Origin of the sequence: Brevibacillus sp. NPDC058079, assembly GCF_042885155.1 — a bacterium.
GTDB lineage: Bacteria > Bacillota > Bacilli > Brevibacillales > Brevibacillaceae > Brevibacillus.
Map to the genome: position 1 here is coordinate 1384367 of NZ_JBHVSO010000001.1, position 20794 is coordinate 1405160.

Below are 20794 nucleotides of genomic sequence, written 5' to 3' on the forward strand. Positions count from 1 at the left end.
GATTCTCCCTGCTCTTCTTCGTCATTCATTCTGCAATCGGCTCTTGTTTCGCCTGTTCGATCTTTTCCTTCAGTTCCCCTGCTTCCTGGCGCAGCACTTGTCGTTCGTGTTTCGTCAGAACTTCTCCACCAACTGTGCCATTTACCAGCAAATCCTCTTCATATAACCGATCTTTGCGCATGGAAACCTCCTGCAGACAAGTTGTGTACTTCTTGTCCTACTTTGTTCCAAAGCTGCCCTTCTTATGTGCACGATTTTGATTCCGTTTTGCAGGGCTCGCATTTTTAGCAGGAGCTCCTGACTTTTGTCCTGGAGCGGGCTTTCGTACAGGACGCGGATCTTCCAGCGCTCCGTGCGTCATGAATTTTTCAGCAATAGGCAAGCCTGTTTGCTTGGAAAATTTTTGGACGATGAACTGTTCCTGTGTCGTAATGATCGAAAATACCAGTCCGGCACGCCCCATACGCCCAGTTCGGCCACTGCGATGAATGTACGTGTCAGCATCCGACGCAGGATCATAATGAACAATACATTCCACACCTGGAATATCAATGCCACGTGCCGATACATCTGTCGTAATCAACACAGGGAATGCTCCATCCCGGAATTGTTGCAGGGTGCGGGCACGATCTTCTTTCGTAGCATCACGGTGAAGGAGTCTGCACGGCAAATGATGGTAGTTGAGCTTCGATACAATCTCGTCCACTTTTTCGATTTGATTGACAAAAACAATCGAGGAGCGAACATTAACGAGGCGCAACAAACGACGGAGCGTATCCACCTTTTTGCGTGGATCGGTGACCAAATACATGTGTGCTACTCCTGCGGCGCCTTCTGGTGCTGCTGCGCGAATAACAGCAGCATCTTTTGTGAAAATTTCAGCCGTATGTACGACTTCCTCTGCGATTGTCGCGGAGAATAACAAGCGTTGAGTATCACGCAGTGTTTTTTTCATGACCTCTTGAACTGGCTTGCCAAAGCCCGCATCTAGCATCCGGTCTGCTTCGTCGACAACAACTGTCTTCACTTCATGGACCTTTAGTTTGCGCTGATCAATTAGCTCCAGCAGTCTTCCTGGTGTTGCTACGATCAATACAGGCTTCTTTTTCAGTCTCTCGATTTGGCGTTTCACATCGACTCCACCAATAATGGACATTACGGCCGTGTCCTTCCCTGGCAGAAGGCTTTCTGCTTCCCGCGCAATCTGAACAACGAGCTCATGTGTCGGTGCAAGTACAATGGCCTGTACATCTTTTTGCTCCATATTGATTTTCGATAAAATCGGCAATAGATAAGCAAACGTCTTGCCTGTCCCAGTCGGTGATTCAATCAAGGCATCACGACCAGCCATAATCACCGGGATAGCTTCACTCTGAACAGGTGTCGGTGTTTCCATTTTTCGCTCTCGCAATATAGTCAACAGCGGTGCGCTAATTTGTAAATCTGCAAACGTGGTGCTCACAAAAACCCTCCTGGCATAAATTCGTGCATTGGGTAAGCTTACCACACTTTGCAGGTAGAAAACAGAGGTAAGCCAGCCCTCGTGAGGTATGGTCCATCGGAGATAGATAAAAACAGGCGAAATCCGACATGGACTTCGCCTGACCTTCCTTCTACCCGTTATTGGAATCGATACGGGTTTCCTGCTTCTCACCCTGGTCTTGACGGTCCCGGCTGGTGGTTTGGTTACGTGTCCCTTTTGGACTTTCCATGTACTCCTCTACTTCCTTTTGAAACGCCTCATCATAGTCACGCATACCTATCACCTCCTGTCCTTTATTTTGACCCGGGTGATCACATATTATTTTCCTGAAACCTTTTACCCGGTCATGCGTCTTCTCCTATAGGAATGATAACCCTTGTACAATTTTTCAATTGGATGTGAATATGGATATGGAGATGTTATCGCGCACTCGCACACACAAGCGAGTCAAGCGTAAAAGACCAGGGCGTTGGGTTAAGAAATGGCTCCTCGGCACTGCCTTAACCTGTACAAGCTTAGCACTGCTGGGAATTATTTTTTTATTTGGAACGAAAAACGGAGTAGAATTACGTGAGTGGGCGGCAGGCACTTTGTTGACAACACAGCACGATTACTGGGCCCCCTATACGTTTTTACCTGATGAAAAATTGAAAGAACTAAAGCAGCAAATTACACATCCGACCGTTATCAATTCCGAAGGCACAGGCACTGCAGGACCTCCTGTTCCGCCGAAATCGAATCTGGTAACCGTCACACTTCCAGAGAAACCAAAGGAGCTAATCGAGATTGAGGAAATTGACATCTCGAAAGGAAGTTATTACTTTAAAGGAAAAATCATGTACATTAGCGACCCGAGCAGAGTACGACTCGTCGTCACGAATCGCAAGGACCGTGGAGATCTGCTTGATGAGTTTGTGAAGAAAACAGGAGCCATCGGGATTGTCAATGCGAGTGGATTCGCTGATCCAGACGGCTACGGCAAAGGAGCGCATGCCTACGGCGTCGTCATCCACGACGGAAAGATTTTGCAAGGCTACAATCCGAGAAGCGGAGAAACCGCGTTAGGGCTTACCTATGACGGTAAACTGATTACAGGCAGCTACTCGGCTGAACAACTCGTAAAGATGGGCGTGCGTGACGCTGTGAGCTTCCGTCCCCAGTTGATTGTAAACGGGAAAAATATGTTTGAAGGAAAGCCTGCCAAGAGCTGGGGCATTCAACCGCGTACCGCAATTGGACAAAAAGAAGACGGGACGATCGTATTTGCTGTCATTGATGGACGCCAGCCTGGTCATTCCATCGGCGCAAGCATGAACGACATGGCGGAAGTATTGGCCGAGCGCGGTGTGGTGACAGCAATGGCCATGGATGGTGGTTCCAGCTCCATGATGCTGCACAACGGTGAAGCCATTACGAAAACATCTTCTCCGTATCATCGAGGCCGCTATTTGCCAAATGCGTGGGCTGTTTTTTAGAGAACGGCTGAGATGATTTAGAGGAGGGTTAAGATTTATGGACAAATTGTTTCATTACAGTGAAGACCCGTCCATTGCGATTTTTCATCCTCGCGCCCATCCCTCCCACCCCACACTTGCTCCAGCTGTATGGGCGATTGATGAAGCACGAGCGCCGATGTATTATTTACCGCGAGATTGCCCGCGGATTTGCTTTTACAAAAAAGCAGATTCTGAGGCAACAGACGTCGAGCGCTTTCTTGGCTTGACGACTGCCAAAATGGTTATGGCTATCGAAAGTAAATGGTATCCCGTGCTTACACAAACAAAGCTATATGAATATACCTTCTCTCCAGAATCTTTTTATTGCTGGGACGAAGGCGCGGGCTACTATTTGTCAAAGGAAACCGTTACGCCACTAGACGTAAAGCCATTAGGAGACCTCGTACACTGCCTTAGCCAAGCCGATATTGAATTGAGAATCACGCCTTCGCTGTTGCCGCTGCGAGATTCATTGCTACAAAGCAGTCTGCACTTTTCCATGATCCGTATGCGGAATGCGTCGCTCACATAAAAAAACAGGCAGTCTCACCCGATGGTGGCTGCCTGTTTTTGCTTTTACAATTTAATCGGTGTTTTTGCCTGTTCCAAGCTCCATTTCTCAACATCCCACGTCTGTGTAACCCAATCCTCATAAAATTCAGGTTCGTGGCATACGAGAAGGACGGTCCCTTTGAACTCCTTCAAGGAGCGTTTGAGCTCTTCCTTGGCGACGACATCCAAGTGGTTCGTCGGCTCGTCAAATACCAGCCAGTTGCTTTCGCGCTGCAGTAATTTACAGAGGCGAACTTTTGCTTGCTCGCCCCCGGACAGAGCGTTCAAGTTACGATTGATATGCTCATTTTTCAAACCACAACGTGCCAGCGCTCCGCGAACTTCATGGTTATTCATAGAAGGGAAATCATTCCATACATCATCAAGTGCAGTGATTGGCTTCGCCTTTACTTCTTGCTCGAAATAAGCAGGATGGAGGAAATCGCCTTTCTCCAGCTTTCCATCCAACGGAGGAATCACACCAAGCAACGTTTTCAACAGGGTAGACTTACCGACACCGTTCATGCCGACAATCGCTACTTTTTCACCGCGCTCCAGCTTCACGCTAAGCTTCGGCAGCAATGCATGAGAATATCCGATCTCCAGGTTTTCAGCCTCGATGACAAAACGGCTACTTGCCCGGGATTCCTTAAAGATAAACGAAGGTTTCGCAGCCGTTTCCGGCTTGTCGATGCGATCCATTTTATCGAGCTGCTTTTGACGGCTCTTCGCGCGGCCGGTAGTAGACGCACGTGCTTTATTGCGCGCAATAAAGTCTTCCATTTTTGCGATTTCTTCCTGCTGCTTCTCAAATGCGTCAAAGTGCTGACTGCGTTTTGTCTCAGACTGTGCCAGGAAGGATTCGTAGTTCCCTGTGTAACGATTCAGCTTGGTAAATTCCAAATGATAAATCACATTCACGACTTCGTTCATGAAGGTCGTGTCATGGGAAATCAGCATGAAAGCGTAAGGGTAATCCTTCAAGTAGTTTTTCAGCCACACGATATGCTCTTCATCCAAGTAGTTCGTCGGCTCATCCAGCAAAAGAACAGTTGGTTGTTCCAGCAGCAATTTTGCCAAAAGAACCTTGGTACGCTGACCACCAGAGAGGGATGCAACGTCACGTTCCAAACCGATTGCACTCAAGCCCAAAGCGTTGGCGATTTCATCTACTTTTGCATCGATCAAATAAAAGCCGCTTGTTTCCAGCTTGTCTTGAATTTCGCCCATGCGCTCCAGCAATTCTTCCAGTTCCTCTGGAGTTGCCTCGGCCATCTTTTCACCAATTGTCATCAGTTCCGCCTCTTGCTCCAAGAGTGGCAGGAAGGCGTCCTTGAGTACGTCACGAATCGTTTTGCCAGCTTGCAGCTTGGTATGCTGATCCAAATATCCGTATTCGATTTTGGGCATCCATTCAACACGACCGTTATCAGGCAAGTTTTGGCCTGTCAAAATCCCCATCATCGTTGATTTTCCGGTACCATTTGCGCCTACGAGTCCTACACGGTCATTCGGTTGCAAACGGAAAGAAACATCGCGAAACAAAACCCGGTCCCCAAAACCATGGGACAAATTATCTACAATCAAAACACTCATGCTCTATTCTTCCTCCTGATCTGTTTCCTCTATGAGGCTTACAACAAAATTCTTTCAAAAAAAGTAGGAGCGTACCGTGTCACATATGATTCGCCCGTAAATACCAATTCGTCCAGCCGGACACGCATATCCTGAAGGTTGACACTTTCCCCGGCGATGTTCAAGATCGCGGCTCGTGTCATCGCCCTCAGAATATTGACTTCTGTAGCCAGCTTGTCACCGAACAGCTTGCCGCTATGCACAATCTCTGAGCGATGATTGTACGATTTTTTTACAAACTGTGCAATCCGTTCACGCTGCAAGGCGGTTTCTCCAAAATAGTACGCCATTCGGACACGCAATTTATAGGTAATCTCGCCTTTTTTGCCATCGGGAACGAACAATGATTCCAATGCAATCCACAGATCCAACAGCTGATCCTCGTAGTTTTTCTTCTCCAGTGAAAGCGCATAGCGACGAAAAGCAAGGGACGGCAGCTTCTGTTCGACTAATGAAGTAAAAATACTGGCAGTTTCGTCATCAAATGTGTACTTGTCACCATCAAGCGATCGCTTCAAATACGTAATGCCATACATATTGCCATTGACGGTGATGATGTAAGGAATCGAACAAGTCCCCGTTGTGGATGCTAGATTCAGCTTACTTTCGATTTCTTCAATCCACACCCGATCATCCGTTACTTTCATCTCTTCGTGATCCCCGACTAAAAATAAACTGCTGGGATCTACACGTAAATCAAAGGTTCGCTTGTTCTCGTCCATCTCATTGCGCAAGAAACGAGACGCGATCTCATATGGCCTCTTTGCGCCTGATATGAGCGTGTACGAATTAGGCAAATCGATCCGAACGGGCTGTGCTGTTGTTGAATTGAATACGGGGGCGATTAAGACCGGCATAGTTCTCGCTCCTTCCAGACCAGCAGAGCTCGTTTATTGTTTACATAATAAATATTATGTTCTATAAACAGTATCGTGCCATTCTGTAGTTTTGACAACATATCAATTCCTTCTAAATGTGGACATGCTTCCTCACCATACGAGTTTGGAACAACCTCATTATAGAATACCAGCATTTCCTATGATTCGTCATCATGTGTTTACGCCAAACTAGGTAAAGAAGGAGTTGATTTTATGGAAAAGGACCATATTCTTGATGAAAATCCGCATCAAACTTACAATAATGTAGCTCGCCCGCTGGAACAGACTGGCGAACCCCAACCTGGCTCTAAAAAAGTGAAGCAGCAAAATCATTCGCGCTCCATCCAAACACGCGAAGGATAATGAATGGCACCCGGCTCCATTGCAGTCGGGTGCCACTACCCTTCCTTTTTTTTACATCAAAAAAGATTGAATTGTCCCACAAGGATGCACTATGATAAATTTAGTATCCTTGATGGAGGTTAAGTGAAGATGATCACCATTCCACTTCCGGGCAACCATAGCCCTCTTTCCAATTTGATCAGCTATAGTGTTTCACCGCTGTACGAGATGGCTGCTAGTTTGTATACACTCGCCCAAGAGACACCTCCCGAGCGCTTTGTATATTGGACCGAAGAAAAGTTAGAGCAGTTTGAGTCAGCCCGTCTTTTAAAAGAATGGGGTTATTTTGTCCCCCTCTTTCGATATGGGATCCCAGACTCATTTGACCCCCTACATACAAAAGGTGTGATGGCTGTCGATGATCAATATGAGTACTTCGTAACACTTCCCACTGATCATTTTGTGCGTAGCATGAAACCGATCTTAGAGGAGTGGCTATCGCATCACGATACTCCTGTGGTTGCCTTCGATTTAGAAGAGGATGCCGATTATGTGAAAGGCCGTTTCAGCCTGTTCGTTTCATCTTATTGGCAGTTATTTTTTGAGGCGAATTGGGAGGCGATTGCTCCCAAATTCGTACGTGAAGCAGAACGGATTTATTACTCTTTACAAGGAATCGAATCCCTTACTACCTATCTGCAATCCATTTCTCCCGCAATTACCTATGACACAGAATCTCATCAGCTTACCTGTCCGAGTAATGGTCCAAGCTACGATGCACAGCATCTCATTCTTTATCCTAGCTATTATTATGCCCAAGAACCCACGCTTACGAAAAAAGGCTGTAATGCCCATTTGCTGTATTCCATCTCGGAAATACACACTCAACCAAAAACGCCCTCATGAAGGGCGTTTTTCATGTTGCATATGTGCGACAATCAATTTATCTAATTGTTGACTGATTCTCACGATTTCAGGGTCAAGAAAATTGTAACCTGCATTTTTTGCTGCGCGCTCTAGCTTTAGTCGCAAGTCATCAATCATCTTACTCGTAGTTTCCATGCTGCAGCCCCCACCTAACGTTGTCTCCCACTATTTTACATTATATAAGAACAGGTGGAAAGGGTAAGATGTGGAAGAAAAAGCCTTGCACCCATTTCGGGCACAAGGCTTTTCACACTTTTTACTTCATGACGTGGATCGGACGACCCAGAGCCAATTCAGCAGCTTCCATTGTTACTTCACCCAGTGTTGGATGTGCGTGAATGGTCAGCTCGATGTCTTCGAGTGTTGCGCCCATTTCGATCGCCAATCCGATCTCAGCGATGATGTTGGATGCTTCTGGACCAACGATTTGCGCACCCAATACGAGATTCGTTTCTTTTTCTGCAATCAGCTTCACGTAGCCTTCGCCTGCATTTACAGACAGAGCGCGACCGTTTGCTGCGAATGGGAAACGACCTACAACGTAATCGATGCCTTTTTCTTTTGCTTCTTTCTCATTGATTCCTACGCTTGCGATTTCTGGATCGCAGAATACAACCGCTGGAATCGCCTTGTAGTCCACTTCTGCTGGATGGCCAGCAATCGCCTCAGCGGCAACCTTACCTTCGTAGGAAGCTTTGTGAGCCAACGCAGGACCTGCTACGATATCCCCGATCGCGTACACGTTAGGAATGTTCGTGCGGCCTTGCTTGTCAACAACGATCAACCCACGGTCAGTCACGTTCATGCCGATGTCGCGAATGCCGAGTTCATCTGTATTCGGACGGCGTCCAACAGTAACGAGTACGTATTCCGCCTCGATTTTTTGTTGCTCGCCTTTTACTTCTGCAGTCACGATTACGCCGTTTTCTGTCTCTTCCATTCCTTGTGCCAATGCTTTTGTATGGATGGTAACGTCGAGCTTTTTCAGCTTGCGCTCCACCAAACGTGGCATGTCTGGCTCAAATCCTGGCAAGATTTGATCGGAACCTTCCAAAATCGTAACCTTTGTACCAAACTTCGCGAACACCGTACCAAGCTCGATACCGATGTATCCGCCGCCGATTACCACAAGGCTCTTCGGCAGTTCAGTCAAGGACAGCGCTTCAGTAGAAGACATTACGCGTTTGCCAAACGGGAATGCAGGCAACTCGATTGGACGCGAACCAGTAGCAATGATGCAATGCTGGAAGCGATAACGGTTGACATCATAACCATGGAATACACGTACTTCATTTTCACTTACGAACAGCGCTTCACCAGGGATTACCTGGATTTTGTTTCCTTTGAAGAGGGAGCCAACGCCACCAGTCAGTTGCTTCACGATGCCGCTTTTCCACTCTTGTACTTTGGCAAAATCCACTTTTACATTTTCCATCGTGATGCCCATGGATTCTGTATGTTGTGTGTGCTCATATGTGTGTGCAGCGTGGATCATCGCTTTGGAAGGGATGCAACCTACGTTCAGGCACACGCCACCCAGTTCACCTTTTTCCACGACAGCTACTGTTTTTCCCATTTGAGCAGCACGAATCGCTGCAACATATCCACCTGGGCCGGCACCGATTACGAGCACGTCTACTTCTGTGGTAAATTCACCTACTACCATTGTCTCTTATCCCTCCATGACGAGCAGCGTTGGGTTTTCCAAGAGCTGCTTCACGTAGTTGACGAAACGCTGTGCAGGTTCGCCATCAACCAAGCGGTGGTCAAAGCTCAAGGACAGGTGCAACATTTGACCTACCACGATTTCTCCGTTTTTCACAACTGGTTTTTCGCTAATGCGGCCAACACCCAGAATGGCTACTTCTGGATGGTTAATGATTGGCGTGAAGAACATACCGCCAGCAGAACCGATGTTTGTGATGCTGAAAGTAGAACCTTTCAACTCATCTGCAGTTGCTTTGCGGTCGCGTGCTTTCTTCGCCAACTCGCCGATTTCGCCTGCGATTTGGAAGATGGATTTACTGTCAGCCGATTTTACAACTGGAACGAGCAAACCGTCTTCTGTCGAGGCAGCGATACCGATGTTGTAGTACTTTTTGAAGATGATTTCTTGTTTTTCATCGTCGATAGAAGCGTTGAGTTCTGGGAATTTCTTCAGACCAGCTACAACTGCTTTCACGATCATTGGCAGGTAAGTCAGCTTCACACCACGTTCTTCAGCAAGTGGTTTCGCATCTTTACGCATAGCGACAAGCGCTGTAACATCCACTTCGTCGAAGATAGTTACGTGTGGTGCTGTGTATGCGGATTTCACCATTGCTTTCGCAATTGCTTTACGCATACCTTTCAGCGGAACGCGCTCTTCCAGCTCGCCTGCTGTAGGTGCGTAGTGAACAGTTGGAGCCGCTGCTGCTTGTGCTACACCTGTAGCTGCTGCTGCAGGAGCTTCAGTTGCTACTGGAGCTGCCACTGCTTGTGCAGTTGGTGCTACTGCTCCGCCAGATACGAAGCGATCTACGTCTTCGCGTGTGATGCGACCCAATTTGCCTGTACCTGGTACATTAGCCAATTGAACGCCTTTTTCACGAGCGTATTTGCGAACGGAAGGCGTAGCCAACACGTGTTTACGGTCAATTGGTGCCGCTACTGCTGTTGCAGTTGCTTGTGCCATTGGCGTTTCCAGTGCTTGGTTCGCATTTGCGCTCACTTGGGAACCGATGTCGCAGCCTGGCTCCATTTTTTCTGCAGTTTCAGGCGCTGGTGCCGCTTCAGCAGCGTGGGAATCGCCATGGCCATGGTCTGGCAGGTTCGGAATTTCGCCTTCTACGTCAAACTCGATCAGTGGATCGCCGACTACGGAAACCGTACCCTCGGTTACTTTCAGTTCGATAACTTTCCCTTTAACAGGCGACGGTACTTCTACAACCGCCTTGTCATTTTGTACTTCCATGATGACTTGGTCTTCTTCTACGGAATCTCCGGGCTGTACGTGCCATTTGACGATTTCGCCTTCATGGATACCCTCGCCGAGCTCCGGGAGTCTGAATGTAAAACGACTCACAGTATCTCCTCCTTATAACACTTCGCCATAGTAGTAAGCCTATATTTCCCAAAAGAAGGCGGAAAGCTTTCAACTTTTCCGCCATTATGTCTGTTTCTCAATTAAAAATCGAGGACTTGTGTCAGACCATCTACTACGCGTTTTACGTCAGGCAGCCATACATCTTCTGCTTGAGCAAACGGGTAAACCGTATCTGGTGCTGTAATACGCAGTACTGGTGCTTCGAGGTGCAGGATTGCACGCTCGTTGATTTGCGTGATGATTTCTGCCGCAACACCAGACGTTTTTTGTGCTTCTTGAACAACGATCGCACGGTTTGTTTTCTTCACAGAAGCTACGATGGTATCGATATCGAGTGGGCTGATGGTGCGCAGGTCGATTACTTCTACTTTTGCTCCACGCGCTTTCTCGATTTCTTCTGCTGCTTTCAGGCTGGTATGCACCATCGCACCATAGGTGATGATGGTAACATCGCTACCTTCTTTTACTACGTTTGCTTTGCCAAGTGGAATCGTGTACTCGCCTTCTGGAACTTCTTGACGGAAGGAACGGTACAGCTTCATGTGCTCAAGGAATACAACTGGATCGTTGTCACGAATCGCGGAGATCAACAGTCCTTTTGCATCATATGGGTTGGAAGGGATAACCACTTTCAGGCCCGGAGTTTGCAGCATCAAACCTTCCAAAGAGTCCGCATGCAGCTCAGGCGTTTTTACACCGCCACCAAACGGGGAGCGGAATGTAATTGGGCTCGTGAAGCGACCACCGGAACGGTAACGCATACGGGAAGATTGGGATGCTACAGCATCAAACGTTTCAAATACGAAACCGAAGAACTGAATTTCTGCTACTGGACGGAAGCCGTTGATGGAAAGACCGACAGCCAAACCGCCGATTCCGGACTCAGCAAGTGGTGTATCGAATACGCGCTGCTCGCCGAACTCAGCTTGCAGACCTTCTGTTGCACGGAACACCCCGCCGTTGTTACCTACGTCTTCACCGAAGACAAGAACGGTTTCATCGCGCTTCAACTCTACGCGCATTGCATCCGTAATGGCTTGAACCATTGTCATTTGTGCCATGGCTTATTTCGACTCCTTCGCCAGGAATTCTGCCTTTTGCTCTTCGAGTGCAGGCGGCAGTGTCTCAAACATTACATCGATCAGTTCGCTAACTTTCATCTTAGGTGTTTCGTCCGCTTTTTTGATTGCGTCCGCAACAGCTGCTTTCGCTTCTTCGATGACAGCTTCTTCGTCTTTTTCGCTCCAGAGGCCTTTTGCTTCGAGGAACTTGCGGAAGCGGATCAGTGGATCGCGCAGTTCCCACTCGCTTTGCTCTTCACCTGTACGGTAACGAGTTGGGTCGTCACCAGCCATGGTGTGAGGACCATAACGGTACGTCATTGCTTCGATCAGAGTCGCACCTTCGCCATTCACGCCGCGCTCTTTTGCTTGTTGAACCGCGTAGTAAACTGCGAGAATGTCCATACCGTCAACGCGTTCGCTAGCAATACCAGCCGCAACTGCTTTGACTGCGATATTTTCAGAAGCCGTTTGTTTTTCGAACGGCAGAGAGATCGCATAACCGTTGTTTTGGGAGAAGAAGATAACAGGCAGCTTGTATACCCCTGCAAAGTTCATACCCTCGTAGAAGTCACCTTGGGAGGTCGCACCGTCACCAAAGTAGTTGATCGCAACGTTCTTTTCACCGCGCAGCTTGTAACCCATTGCAACACCTGTTGCTTGTGTACATTGAGCCGCAATGATGATTTGTGGCATCAACACGTTTACACCTTCAGGAATTTTACCACCCTCGATGTGTCCGCGGGAGTACAGGAATGCTTTATGCATAGGGTAACCATGCCATACCATTTGTGGAATATCACGGTAGCTAGGCAGGACAAAATCTTCTTTGGAAAGAGCAGCCTCGGAACCGATCATGCTTGCTTCTTGACCAGCTACTGGTGCATAGAAACCAAGACGGCCTTGGCGGTTCAAGCTGATTGCGCGTTGGTCCCATACACGGGTAAATACCATTTTACGCATCAGTTCACGCAATTCATCATCGGAGAGCTTAGGCATCAAGTCAGGACGAACAACCGTACCATCCGGGGCAAGAATTTGCAGCGGGGCGTTGTTCTCTGTTTGTTCAACAGCAGTGGATACGCTCATCACATTCACCTCGTCACTAGAATAAGGGACTTCCTTTTCCCGAGTTGCCCTTTGTCGCCTCTATTTGAGCATCAGCTCGATGAGTGACGAATGCAATTCGCAGCGGAAGTGACCCTGTTAAAAACCAGAAGAAAGTTGCATGGTGCAAGAAAGGGCTTACAGCGCCGTATGCAACACCCTGTTATATTGCAGACAAAATACCTGTTTAATGTGTTACAGTATTGATATTACAGGGTTTATTTCCTCTCTGTTATCATTTACTATATAAGCTGTATCAGTTTTTTTCAAGGCTTAGTTTTTCATTTGAGCAAACAGGGAGTGTGAATCGATGTCTGACTATGTAAAGCGAACCATAATGAAAGAAGAAGTGCCCAGCATCCACGTGGACACTCCCCGCTCGGTCAAAGTATACCTACCACCGGGGTACAATGAGCTTCTTTCTTACCCTGTTGTGTATTGCCAGGATGGGAACGACTTTTTTACGATGGGGCGAATCGCGACCATCTCCAATCAATTGATTCTGGAAGAAGGTATCGAACCCTACATCGTCGTCGGTGTCTCAGTCGATCGCAACAAGCGCACGAGCGAGTATTCTCCATCGGGGTCGAGAAACGCAGCCTATCTGCGTTTTTTCACCGAAGAGCTGATTCCTTACATAGAGGAGCGTTATCCTGTACGCCGTGATCCTGGTTCTCGTATACTGGCAGGAGACTCTTTGGGTGGAACCGTTTCTTTGCATCTCGCATTGGAACACCCCAACCTCTTTCCACAAGTACTCGCGCTGTCCGGAGCGTTTTTCCAGACGACACTCGACCCGCTTTTGAATCAGTCCAGTCTATCCTGGCTGCGAATCTGGATGGTTGTCGGCCTCGATGAAACAGCTGTGGAAACAAGTGCGGGTACCTTCGATTTCGTGCAATGGAATCGCGAGGCAAAACAGATTCTTGAGGACAAGCAAGCAACCTTGTCCTATCGAGAAAAACCAGGGAATCACGTCTGGGGTTTGTGGCAAAAAGAGCTGCCTGACGCTTTGCGCTTCTTCTTCCCACCTCCACGTCTGTAACCATTACGAGCCATTGATTTCTTTAATATCCTCGTACCCGTAATACCGGCCATCCACTAGGAAAATACCTTGGTGGTTGGCTTTTTCAATTTCGCCCGCAACCTGATTGGCGTCGTTTAGGACGATGTTGACAATCTTGCTCTCGTCCCGTTTCATTTGATTGAGAATGCGTTCTCGCTCTTTAGCCGAGATCATATCTATCCCTCTTTTCCCCTATGTTGGATAGCTATAGTATTTCATTGGCAGGTCTGAATTACACACAAGTGAGTCAACCGAATGGAACCAAAAAAAGCCTTGCCGCCCTCCAATTTTCCGGGCACGGCAAGACTTTTATAACACTTTATTTATTGTTCGATGGTTGTATATTTAAAATCTCTACCACCAAACGGGTTGATCAAAAATCCTTTGACTTTGTCATTTTTTATATACGGTCTTGCGCCATAATACACAGGAGCAATCGGCATTTCCTCCATTAAGATGGTCTCTGCCTCACGCATGATCGCATTACGCTTCGTCGTGTCTTTTTCCAAGTAACTCTGGACGATTAGCTCGCGGTATCTGTCGTTTTCCCAAGCAGCGTCGTTCGTCCCCACTGTTTTGTCCTTGAAAATTTCCAGGAAATTGATGGGGTCGTTAAAATCAGCACCCCAATTTCGGTAGGCAAACTGATAGTTTTTGGCGCGCTTGTTTTGTAAAAATACTTTTTCCTCCAAGCCACTAATTTTTACATCTACACCAAGGCTTCTTTTCCATTGATCCTGAAGAGCTTCAGCCAGCTTTTTCTGACGATCGTCACCTGAACCATATGTGTATGTCACGTCAGGCATCGTCGAAAGCCCCATCTCCTTTAACCCTTCAGCCAATAACTGTTTGGCCTTGTCTACATCCTCTTGAAAATAGTCATTTCCACTGAGTTGCATAGAGGGCGGAACCCATGCAAAAGCCGCAGGCACCCCTGTCTGTACGATTCCGTCGACGAGAGGCTGCCGTTGGATCGAATACGAGAAGGCTTGACGAATCTTTTTATTCGTAAAAGGGGGTTTGGTTGTATTAAAGGTAACTGCAACTGTGTTCGGATACGGCGCCATTACGATTTTTCCATCCCCCTGCAAAGCAGGGATAACATCAACGGGCAACACGTAGCTCGGATGCCCTCCCCAATCCAAATCACCAGAATCAAACAACGCTTGAGCGGTGTTGGTATCGGTAATCATGCTCCAAACTATTTTGTCGAGCTTCACGGCATCTTTATCATGATACTTTTCGTTTTTCACAAGAACCAATTTGTTTTTATGCTCCCACAGCTCCATTTTGAATGGGCCGTTGCCCACGTAGTTGTCCGGAGACGCTGCCCAGTCCGGATGTGCCTCCAAGGTCTTTTTATGTAAAGGAAACAATGTCGGGAAAGCCGTCAGCTCATAAAAAAACGGAGCTGGCGAATTGAGCTTGACCTCTAGTGTAAAATCGTCTAGCGCTTTGACCCCTACGCCTTCATGCGATCCTTTCCCTGTGTTGAATTCCTCAGCCCCTTTAATGAAATAAAGCATGTAGGCATATTCGGATGCTGTCTTCGGGTCGAGATTTCTTTTCCAAGCGAACTCAAAATCATGGGCGGTTACCGAATCTCCGTTGCTCCATAGCGCATTCGTTTTCAATGTAAACGTGTACGTCGTCAAATCCTGGGATACCGTATAACTGTCGGCAATTGCGTTGGCTATTTTCCCATCCGGTCCATAGCGAGTCAATCCTTCAAAACAAGCTGTAATGACATCAAAGGAAGTGCCATCGGAAGCAAGACCGGGATCTGCTGTCGGAGGCTCTCCACCGTCTGCGTTCCAATTCAATACCATCTCTTTTCCCGTTGGCTGCGTTGGTTGAGATGCCTGATCATTCGGTTTGTTCGTTACCGCCGTTTCACTTGAACTACATCCCGCTAAAACTTGAAGCAACAAGAAGCAACTCAAAATGAAGCTCATCCTCTTTCTCATCGAGTCCATCCCCCTTGATTCCATTCGATTCCGTACACTAGTAAACGCTCTTGCTTTATCACACTACCATGATAACGCAAGTGTGGACGAAACAAATCAGACGGTATGGCGAAAAACAGATCGCGTTAAGACTCTTATTTTGTACAAATTGTCTAATTATTTAGAATTCATTATCAAGACAAAGAAAAAAGCCAGTCTTCCCTTCGGACTGGCTACAAGCGGTTGATACAATTACACCGTTTCCAATAATTGCTCTACTGCTGCAACAACGGTCTCGATATGTTGATCGGTAATGTGTCGATGCGTCGTAAAGCGAATGACATACTCGTCAAAATCAACTGCGAGCACTCCTTTTTCCTCCAAACGGTCCAAGAAGGCGACAGCTGTTTGTCCAATCGAGTCTGTATTCACCAACACGATATTCGTCTCGACTTGCTCGACCTGAAGCGATAGCTGGCGCAATCCTATTGCCAATTGTTGTGCCCGTTCATGGTCTTCTGCCAATCGTTCGGTCATTTGTGTCAGAGCGATGATGCCCGGTGCTGCCAAATACCCTGCCTGACGCAGCCCGCCTCCTAATTTTTTTCTCCACCATCTCGCTTCTTCCATAAACGCACGATCTCCAGCCAAAATGGAACCAACTGGAGCACTCAGCCCTTTGGACAAGCAAATCTGAACGGTATCGGCAAAAGTGCTTAGCTCACTGACTGCAACACCTTGAGCCACAGCCGCATTGAAGAGACGAGCACCGTCCAAATGAACGGGAATACCGTGTTTTTGTGCTGTATCATAGACACTCTTCATTTGCGCGACAGAGATTACCGCCCCACCAGCACGATTATGTGTATTTTCGAGACAGATCAATTTTGTGCGAGGAAAATGGATATTGTTGCCCCGAATCGCTCTCTCTACATCTTCTGCACGCAAAGCACCACGTTCTCCAACCAGCGTTCGTGTTTGCACACCAGCCAATGCCGACATAGCGCCGCCTTCATAGTAAAAAATGTGCGAATCCGCTTCCGCAATGACCTCGTCTCCGTTGACACAATGCGTCAAAACAGCTACCTGATTGCCTTGCGTGCCACTTGTTACGAACAGGGCAGCTTCCTTTCCGAGTATTTCAGCCGCGATCGCTTCCAAACGATTGACAGTTGGGTCCTCTCTATAAACATCATCACCAACCTCCGCTTCCGCCATTGCTCGAAGCATTTCCTCGGTTGGTTTCGTAACGGTATCGCTGCGCAAATCGATTTTCATAGATGACTCTCCTTCCACCCTGTTGTCATTCTCTAGACATATCGTAACACTTTCAACATTGCATCCTGATTTCCCTCTTGCTAAGATGGAGGGGTAACTTACATACAGTTAGGGGATTTGACCTGTGAAACTAAAAATCACTCGTAACGCTGCCAAACAATTGGCTCCAATCATCGAGCAAGAAGAAGACAAAGAATTGAAACTGCGCGTTTATATTACTCACTCTCATGGTGATCATGCACACTACGGACTCGCTCTGGACAAGCCAACGGAAGAAGATGTTGTAATCTCGACCGACAAAGAGATCGATGTGATCGTGAAAAAGGATGAGCCTTTGCTGGATGGCATCGTCATTGATTACCTCTTCTTGCCGCAAGAAGGCTTTGTTATTACCAACCCTTCTAAAGGTAACACCGGCGACCACTAAGCATGATACAGATAAACCCTCTGCTTTTATACTGGCAGAGGGTTTTCTTTGATACGTAGATTCTTATTCGTCAGTAGCCATGATGTACAGCTCTGTCGGTAAATCTTTCAGCAATAGTGAAGAAACGTCTTCAACCTGCGTCATAACTAGGCGATGGACCGGACGAGTCATCCCGACATACAACAGTTTTGCGTCCCATTCATTATTTTGATAGGCGTCCACATCCAGTAAAATGACTACATCGAACTGCAAGCCTTTCGTTAAAAAAGCAGGCATGACGGTTACGCCACCCGGAAATTGGTTATCCTTGCTGCCTAATAGAGTCAGATCAGCTATCTTGTCTTGTAGGCCTTTATGTGCTTTTTTACTCGCTTGAATGGTTTTCGCTACGATCGCAATCGTTTTGAAGCCTTCCGATTGGTAGGCAGTCACACGCTGAGAAATGTCCTCCCACAGTTGTGCTCGCGAACGAGCCTTGACCATAATTGGTTTTTCACCATGTCGCAAAACCGGTTTTGCCAATACCGTCTCGGGCAATTCAATTTGCCGCAACACTTCATTGGCACAACGCATGATCTCAATTGTCGAACGATAGCTTTGCGACAACGTATAATAGGAAGGAAACAGCTGGGCAAAAATCCCCTTCGTCAACTCTTCCCACGCATGAATCCCCCGGTAGCTATGAATGCCTTGCGCAATATCTCCCACGATCGTGAGCGAGTTTCTCTTGGTTGCCAATGCAATGACGGCTATTTCTAACGCACTCAAGTCTTGTGCTTCATCCACGACCGTATGATCAAAATGCTCTGCCTTATTCATTCCTTCAACAATATGCTGCAAGTATAGCAATGGCGCGATATCTTCCGGCTCCAATCTCTCCTCTGCAAACAGCGCAGCACTTGACTGCGTCACATCACGCACAACTTCGTCTGAAATATCAGCAGGTACGAGCTTGCGCAGCAATTCCCCGTCAGCAATCAGCTCGCGATAAGCTGCGAAGATTTCCAGTCTTGGAAACGAAGTCAGATATGTATCCAGTATTTGCTCCAGCATTTTTTCGAATTTGTACAAGCCTTCTTTGTCCAAATCGACTTTTCGCTCTCGCAAATGGGCAAATAATTGCTTGTTCATTTCTTGTTTCAAATGCTTGCGAAGCGCTTCTACCCTGCGATGATACGGCATATTCGCGAATTGCTCCAGGAAGCATTGGCGAATAAAATCACCCGGAATTGTAAAGACTTGCTTCGTTTTGTTGTATAAAAAGCTGAGCTTCTTAAAAGGAATTCTTGTTTCGACGATATGCCGAATGTATTGCTCCAGCGCCTCCCGACAAGCGAGCGATCCTTTGAAACGAAGCCTGTTTCGCGTCATTTCTTGCTGGCGCTCATCTTGCCCCTCTTCGAAGAACAATTGAAGAGGTTTATCAGGACTCACGATTTTCCATCCTTTTGGCAGCAGTGGCTTCACAAGACGCGCTGCCCAGTCTACAAAAGTAGACTGTTGAACGTCATCCACGCCGAGTTCAGGTAAAACCTCGGATATATAGGTAAGAAACATCCGGTTAGGTGCAAACACCATGAACTTTTTGGACATCATGGAATCCTGATAGTTATAAATCAAATAGGATAGTCGGTGCAGCGCGATGGTCGTTTTTCCGCTCCCCGCTACTCCTTGCACAACAATGGGCCGTTCTTTTTCCGCCCGGATAATATCATTTTGCTCGGATTGAATCGTAGCGACGATATCTTTTAGCCTGCTATCGTTCGCCTGATTCAGATTGGCTGCCAAAAATTCATCGATGAAGCCCTCTTGCAAAAATTCGTCGGGATGCCCCATTTCGCGGTTAATCGTTTCTTTTACCGCTCCATCATAGATGCCGACGATCTTTTCGTCTTCGATCGCAAAATTACGCTTTAATCGAACTTCACCACGCACAATTTCGCGTCCCATCCGGTAAAACGCGTCTTTGCTCTCACCGGAATAATAAAGACTGGCGATAGGCGCGCGCCAATCCACGACGACAGAATCAAACGTATCGCTGCGTACAATTCCTCGTTTTCCTATGTATACCTGATCCAGCTCGTAGATCTCATCTTTCAAAAAATCCACTCTGCCGAAATACGGCTTCTCTCGACCTTGATCTTCGAGGTAGCGCAAATCCTTAGCCTTTTTATAGTTAACGACCTGTTTCACATAGTCATCTGTTGCCTCGCGAATTTCATTGCGAAGCTGCTCCATTTCTTCGTCGATCGCTGAAATTGTTTCATCCAGCTTTTTTTGTTCCAATTCATAATCACGATGCTGTGTACTCACATTCATTCCCCCTCACATGTATCGTGTCATTGAACGTATTAAGACCATTGCCTAGCCAACCATATTCCAACCCCACAAGAAAGTAGTCCGACTCCCAAACTGAGAAGAGCGTACAAAGTGCCACGCAACAGGTGACCTTCTCCCCAAAAAGAAACCACTTCCAAGGAGAAACTAGAGAACGTCGTAAATCCTCCCATGACCCCCGTTGCAAATAAAAGATAGAGTGTCGGAGATAAAATGCCACGTTCTTTCCCCAGCACGAACAAGATGCCGATGATCAAAGATCCACAAACATTGGCGATCCAAGTTCCCCACGGCCATCCCGGCTGATTCGCGAGCAAAGACAATAGGTAGCGCAAAAGTGAGCCAACTGCTCCTCCAACCGCCACAGCTATCCACGCCACCGCTTTCCCTCCCTGAATATCAAAGCGTTATGTATGTCACAGAAAAAGACACCCTAGCGTCAAGCGAGGATGTCTGTCGTATCAGTAATTGTTATCTTACTGTTTTGGCTTATTTTCTTCAAGGTCTTCCACATAACGGATGGAATCCAAATTTGCTCTCAATGAAAGCTTAACGGCGTCAATGTACTTTTGGCGCAATGCTTTTTGTTCGAGCTTTTCCTCTTCGGTCAAACCTTCTTCGCGAGATTTTTTGACCAATTCGTTAATGCGTTTAATTTCTGCGTCAGATACCACTGCTGGTTCCTCCCACTCTGTAGTAGTGCCGATTCATTATACCACATTCGAATGATCCCGCAAGACAGCCGAACACTTACGGAGTATCAGGAAGCATGAGAGTCTGACCTGGGTAAATCCTGTTGCTCTCTAAACCGTTCGCATCCTTAATCTCTATTATATAGTCGCGAACATCCATATACTGATCTGTATTGTATTGAACAGCTAACGACCATAGGCTATCTCCAGATTGTACGGTTACTTCTATTCCTTGTGGCTCCTCCATTGGCGAAGAAGCAAACACTAGTTCGGTCAATAAGTAAAAAAAGAGAGTAAATGTTATAAGAAACAAGAGAGCTTGTCCTCTCGTGATACCAAAACGAACTCGACGTTCTTCTTTTTTCTCGAAACGATTTCGTGCTGTCGATGAATTCATAATAATGGCCTCCTCGCAAACATACGTTCTGATCATTTGTAACCTCATGATAAATGAGAACATATGTTCATGTCAACAAAGAATC

General features: G+C 47.0%; 23 protein-coding genes. 6 read left to right on the forward strand and 17 right to left on the reverse strand.

Features of this window, described 5'->3' with window-relative positions; genetic code table 11:
* Window positions 1-25: 25 nt before the first annotated feature.
* The 3 genes from ACFVS2_RS06205 to ACFVS2_RS06215 all read right to left on the reverse strand — a co-directional run bounded on the left by ACFVS2_RS06205 (window position 26) and on the right by ACFVS2_RS06215 (window position 1757).
* On the reverse strand, window positions 26-181 hold the full coding sequence (locus ACFVS2_RS06205; protein WP_173619571.1) for a hypothetical protein: 156 nt from the start codon (window positions 179-181) through the stop codon (window positions 26-28).
* A 36-nt stretch (window positions 182-217) separates the two neighbouring features.
* Entirely contained in the window at window positions 218-1462 is a 1245-nt protein-coding gene (locus ACFVS2_RS06210; RefSeq protein WP_173619572.1) for a DEAD/DEAH box helicase, read from the reverse strand.
* A 151-nt stretch (window positions 1463-1613) separates the two neighbouring features.
* The gene (locus tag ACFVS2_RS06215) at window positions 1614-1757 is read right to left on the reverse strand and encodes a hypothetical protein (protein WP_007718864.1); all 144 of its coding nucleotides are present in this window, start codon (window positions 1755-1757) and stop codon (window positions 1614-1616) included.
* Between the two features lie 136 nt (window positions 1758-1893).
* Between ACFVS2_RS06215 and ACFVS2_RS06220 the strand changes: the two genes are divergently transcribed.
* Complete coding sequence (locus ACFVS2_RS06220) at window positions 1894-2958, forward strand: phosphodiester glycosidase family protein (protein WP_173619605.1); 1065 nt, start codon at window positions 1894-1896, stop codon at window positions 2956-2958.
* Between the two features lie 37 nt (window positions 2959-2995).
* Window positions 2996-3511: a DUF6886 family protein gene (locus tag ACFVS2_RS06225; RefSeq protein WP_390232243.1), complete on the forward strand. Its 516-nt coding sequence runs from the start codon at window positions 2996-2998 to the stop codon at window positions 3509-3511.
* A 44-nt stretch (window positions 3512-3555) separates the two neighbouring features.
* On the opposite strand, the gene ACFVS2_RS06230 is transcribed toward ACFVS2_RS06225, so the two are convergent.
* Together ACFVS2_RS06230 and ACFVS2_RS06235 are read right to left on the reverse strand one after the other, a co-directional pair.
* Window positions 3556-5127, reverse strand: coding sequence for an ABC-F family ATP-binding cassette domain-containing protein (locus ACFVS2_RS06230; protein ID WP_390232246.1), 1572 nt, complete (start codon window positions 5125-5127; stop codon window positions 3556-3558).
* Between the two features lie 38 nt (window positions 5128-5165).
* Window positions 5166-6023, reverse strand: a complete 858-nt coding sequence (locus ACFVS2_RS06235; RefSeq protein WP_390232249.1) for a hypothetical protein — start codon at window positions 6021-6023, stop codon at window positions 5166-5168.
* 234 nt (window positions 6024-6257) lie between these two features.
* On the opposite strand from ACFVS2_RS06235, the gene ACFVS2_RS06240 reads away from it, so the two are divergent.
* A complete protein-coding gene (locus ACFVS2_RS06240) occupies window positions 6258-6407 on the forward strand; it encodes a hypothetical protein (RefSeq protein ID WP_015891582.1) in 150 nt (49 codons plus the stop codon).
* Between the two features lie 129 nt (window positions 6408-6536).
* On the forward strand, window positions 6537-7292 hold the full coding sequence (locus ACFVS2_RS06245; RefSeq protein WP_173619576.1) for a hypothetical protein: 756 nt from the start codon (window positions 6537-6539) through the stop codon (window positions 7290-7292).
* Here ACFVS2_RS06245 and ACFVS2_RS06250 read toward each other — a convergent pair.
* From ACFVS2_RS06250 to pdhA, 5 genes are all read right to left on the reverse strand, one after another.
* A complete protein-coding gene (locus ACFVS2_RS06250) occupies window positions 7287-7448 on the reverse strand; it encodes an aspartyl-phosphate phosphatase Spo0E family protein (RefSeq protein WP_173619577.1) in 162 nt (53 codons plus the stop codon). The two genes, ACFVS2_RS06245 and ACFVS2_RS06250, sit on opposite strands and share 6 nt — an antisense overlap.
* Before the next feature lie 121 nt (window positions 7449-7569).
* On the reverse strand, window positions 7570-8979 hold the full coding sequence (lpdA, locus tag ACFVS2_RS06255; protein ID WP_007718888.1) for a dihydrolipoyl dehydrogenase: 1410 nt from the start codon (window positions 8977-8979) through the stop codon (window positions 7570-7572).
* Window positions 8980-8985: 6 nt separating this feature from the next.
* Complete coding sequence (locus tag ACFVS2_RS06260) at window positions 8986-10377, reverse strand: dihydrolipoamide acetyltransferase family protein (protein ID WP_390232253.1); 1392 nt, start codon at window positions 10375-10377, stop codon at window positions 8986-8988.
* A gap of 101 nt (window positions 10378-10478) precedes the next feature.
* Window positions 10479-11459 (reverse strand): alpha-ketoacid dehydrogenase subunit beta, encoded by a 981-nt coding sequence (locus tag ACFVS2_RS06265; protein ID WP_007718902.1) that lies wholly within the window; start codon window positions 11457-11459, stop codon window positions 10479-10481.
* 3 nt (window positions 11460-11462) lie between these two features.
* Window positions 11463-12548 (reverse strand): pyruvate dehydrogenase (acetyl-transferring) E1 component subunit alpha, encoded by a 1086-nt coding sequence (pdhA, locus tag ACFVS2_RS06270; protein ID WP_007718903.1) that lies wholly within the window; start codon window positions 12546-12548, stop codon window positions 11463-11465.
* 328 nt (window positions 12549-12876) lie between these two features.
* On the opposite strand from pdhA, the gene ACFVS2_RS06275 reads away from it, so the two are divergent.
* Entirely contained in the window at window positions 12877-13611 is a 735-nt protein-coding gene (locus ACFVS2_RS06275) for an alpha/beta hydrolase (RefSeq protein WP_390232257.1), read from the forward strand.
* Between the two features lie 3 nt (window positions 13612-13614).
* Here the strand turns inward: ACFVS2_RS06275 and ACFVS2_RS06280 are convergent, their stop codons facing one another.
* From ACFVS2_RS06280 to ltaE, 3 genes are all read right to left on the reverse strand, one after another.
* Window positions 13615-13806, reverse strand: a complete 192-nt coding sequence (locus ACFVS2_RS06280; protein ID WP_007718905.1) for a hypothetical protein — start codon at window positions 13804-13806, stop codon at window positions 13615-13617.
* A 149-nt stretch (window positions 13807-13955) separates the two neighbouring features.
* Window positions 13956-15599, reverse strand: a complete 1644-nt coding sequence (locus ACFVS2_RS06285) for a peptide ABC transporter substrate-binding protein (RefSeq protein ID WP_390232260.1) — start codon at window positions 15597-15599, stop codon at window positions 13956-13958.
* Between the two features lie 231 nt (window positions 15600-15830).
* Window positions 15831-16856: a low-specificity L-threonine aldolase gene (ltaE, locus tag ACFVS2_RS06290; RefSeq protein ID WP_390232263.1), complete on the reverse strand. Its 1026-nt coding sequence runs from the start codon at window positions 16854-16856 to the stop codon at window positions 15831-15833.
* A 124-nt stretch (window positions 16857-16980) separates the two neighbouring features.
* Between ltaE and ACFVS2_RS06295 the strand changes: the two genes are divergently transcribed.
* A complete protein-coding gene (locus tag ACFVS2_RS06295) occupies window positions 16981-17283 on the forward strand; it encodes a HesB/IscA family protein (RefSeq protein WP_007718917.1) in 303 nt (100 codons plus the stop codon).
* Between the two features lie 63 nt (window positions 17284-17346).
* Here ACFVS2_RS06295 and ACFVS2_RS06300 read toward each other — a convergent pair whose 3' ends face one another.
* From ACFVS2_RS06300 to yneA, 4 genes are all read right to left on the reverse strand, one after another.
* Entirely contained in the window at window positions 17347-19596 is a 2250-nt protein-coding gene (locus tag ACFVS2_RS06300; RefSeq protein ID WP_390232266.1) for a HelD family protein, read from the reverse strand.
* Window positions 19597-19634: 38 nt separating this feature from the next.
* Complete coding sequence (crcB, locus tag ACFVS2_RS06305) at window positions 19635-20000, reverse strand: fluoride efflux transporter CrcB (RefSeq protein ID WP_173619584.1); 366 nt, start codon at window positions 19998-20000, stop codon at window positions 19635-19637.
* A gap of 96 nt (window positions 20001-20096) precedes the next feature.
* Window positions 20097-20294 carry a DUF896 domain-containing protein gene (locus ACFVS2_RS06310; protein WP_007718933.1) on the reverse strand — a complete coding sequence of 66 codons (198 nt, stop codon included), beginning with the start codon at window positions 20292-20294 and terminating at the stop codon, window positions 20097-20099.
* Window positions 20295-20370: 76 nt separating this feature from the next.
* Window positions 20371-20709: a cell division suppressor protein YneA gene (gene yneA, locus ACFVS2_RS06315; RefSeq protein WP_390232270.1), complete on the reverse strand. Its 339-nt coding sequence runs from the start codon at window positions 20707-20709 to the stop codon at window positions 20371-20373.
* Window positions 20710-20794 lie beyond the last annotated feature (85 nt).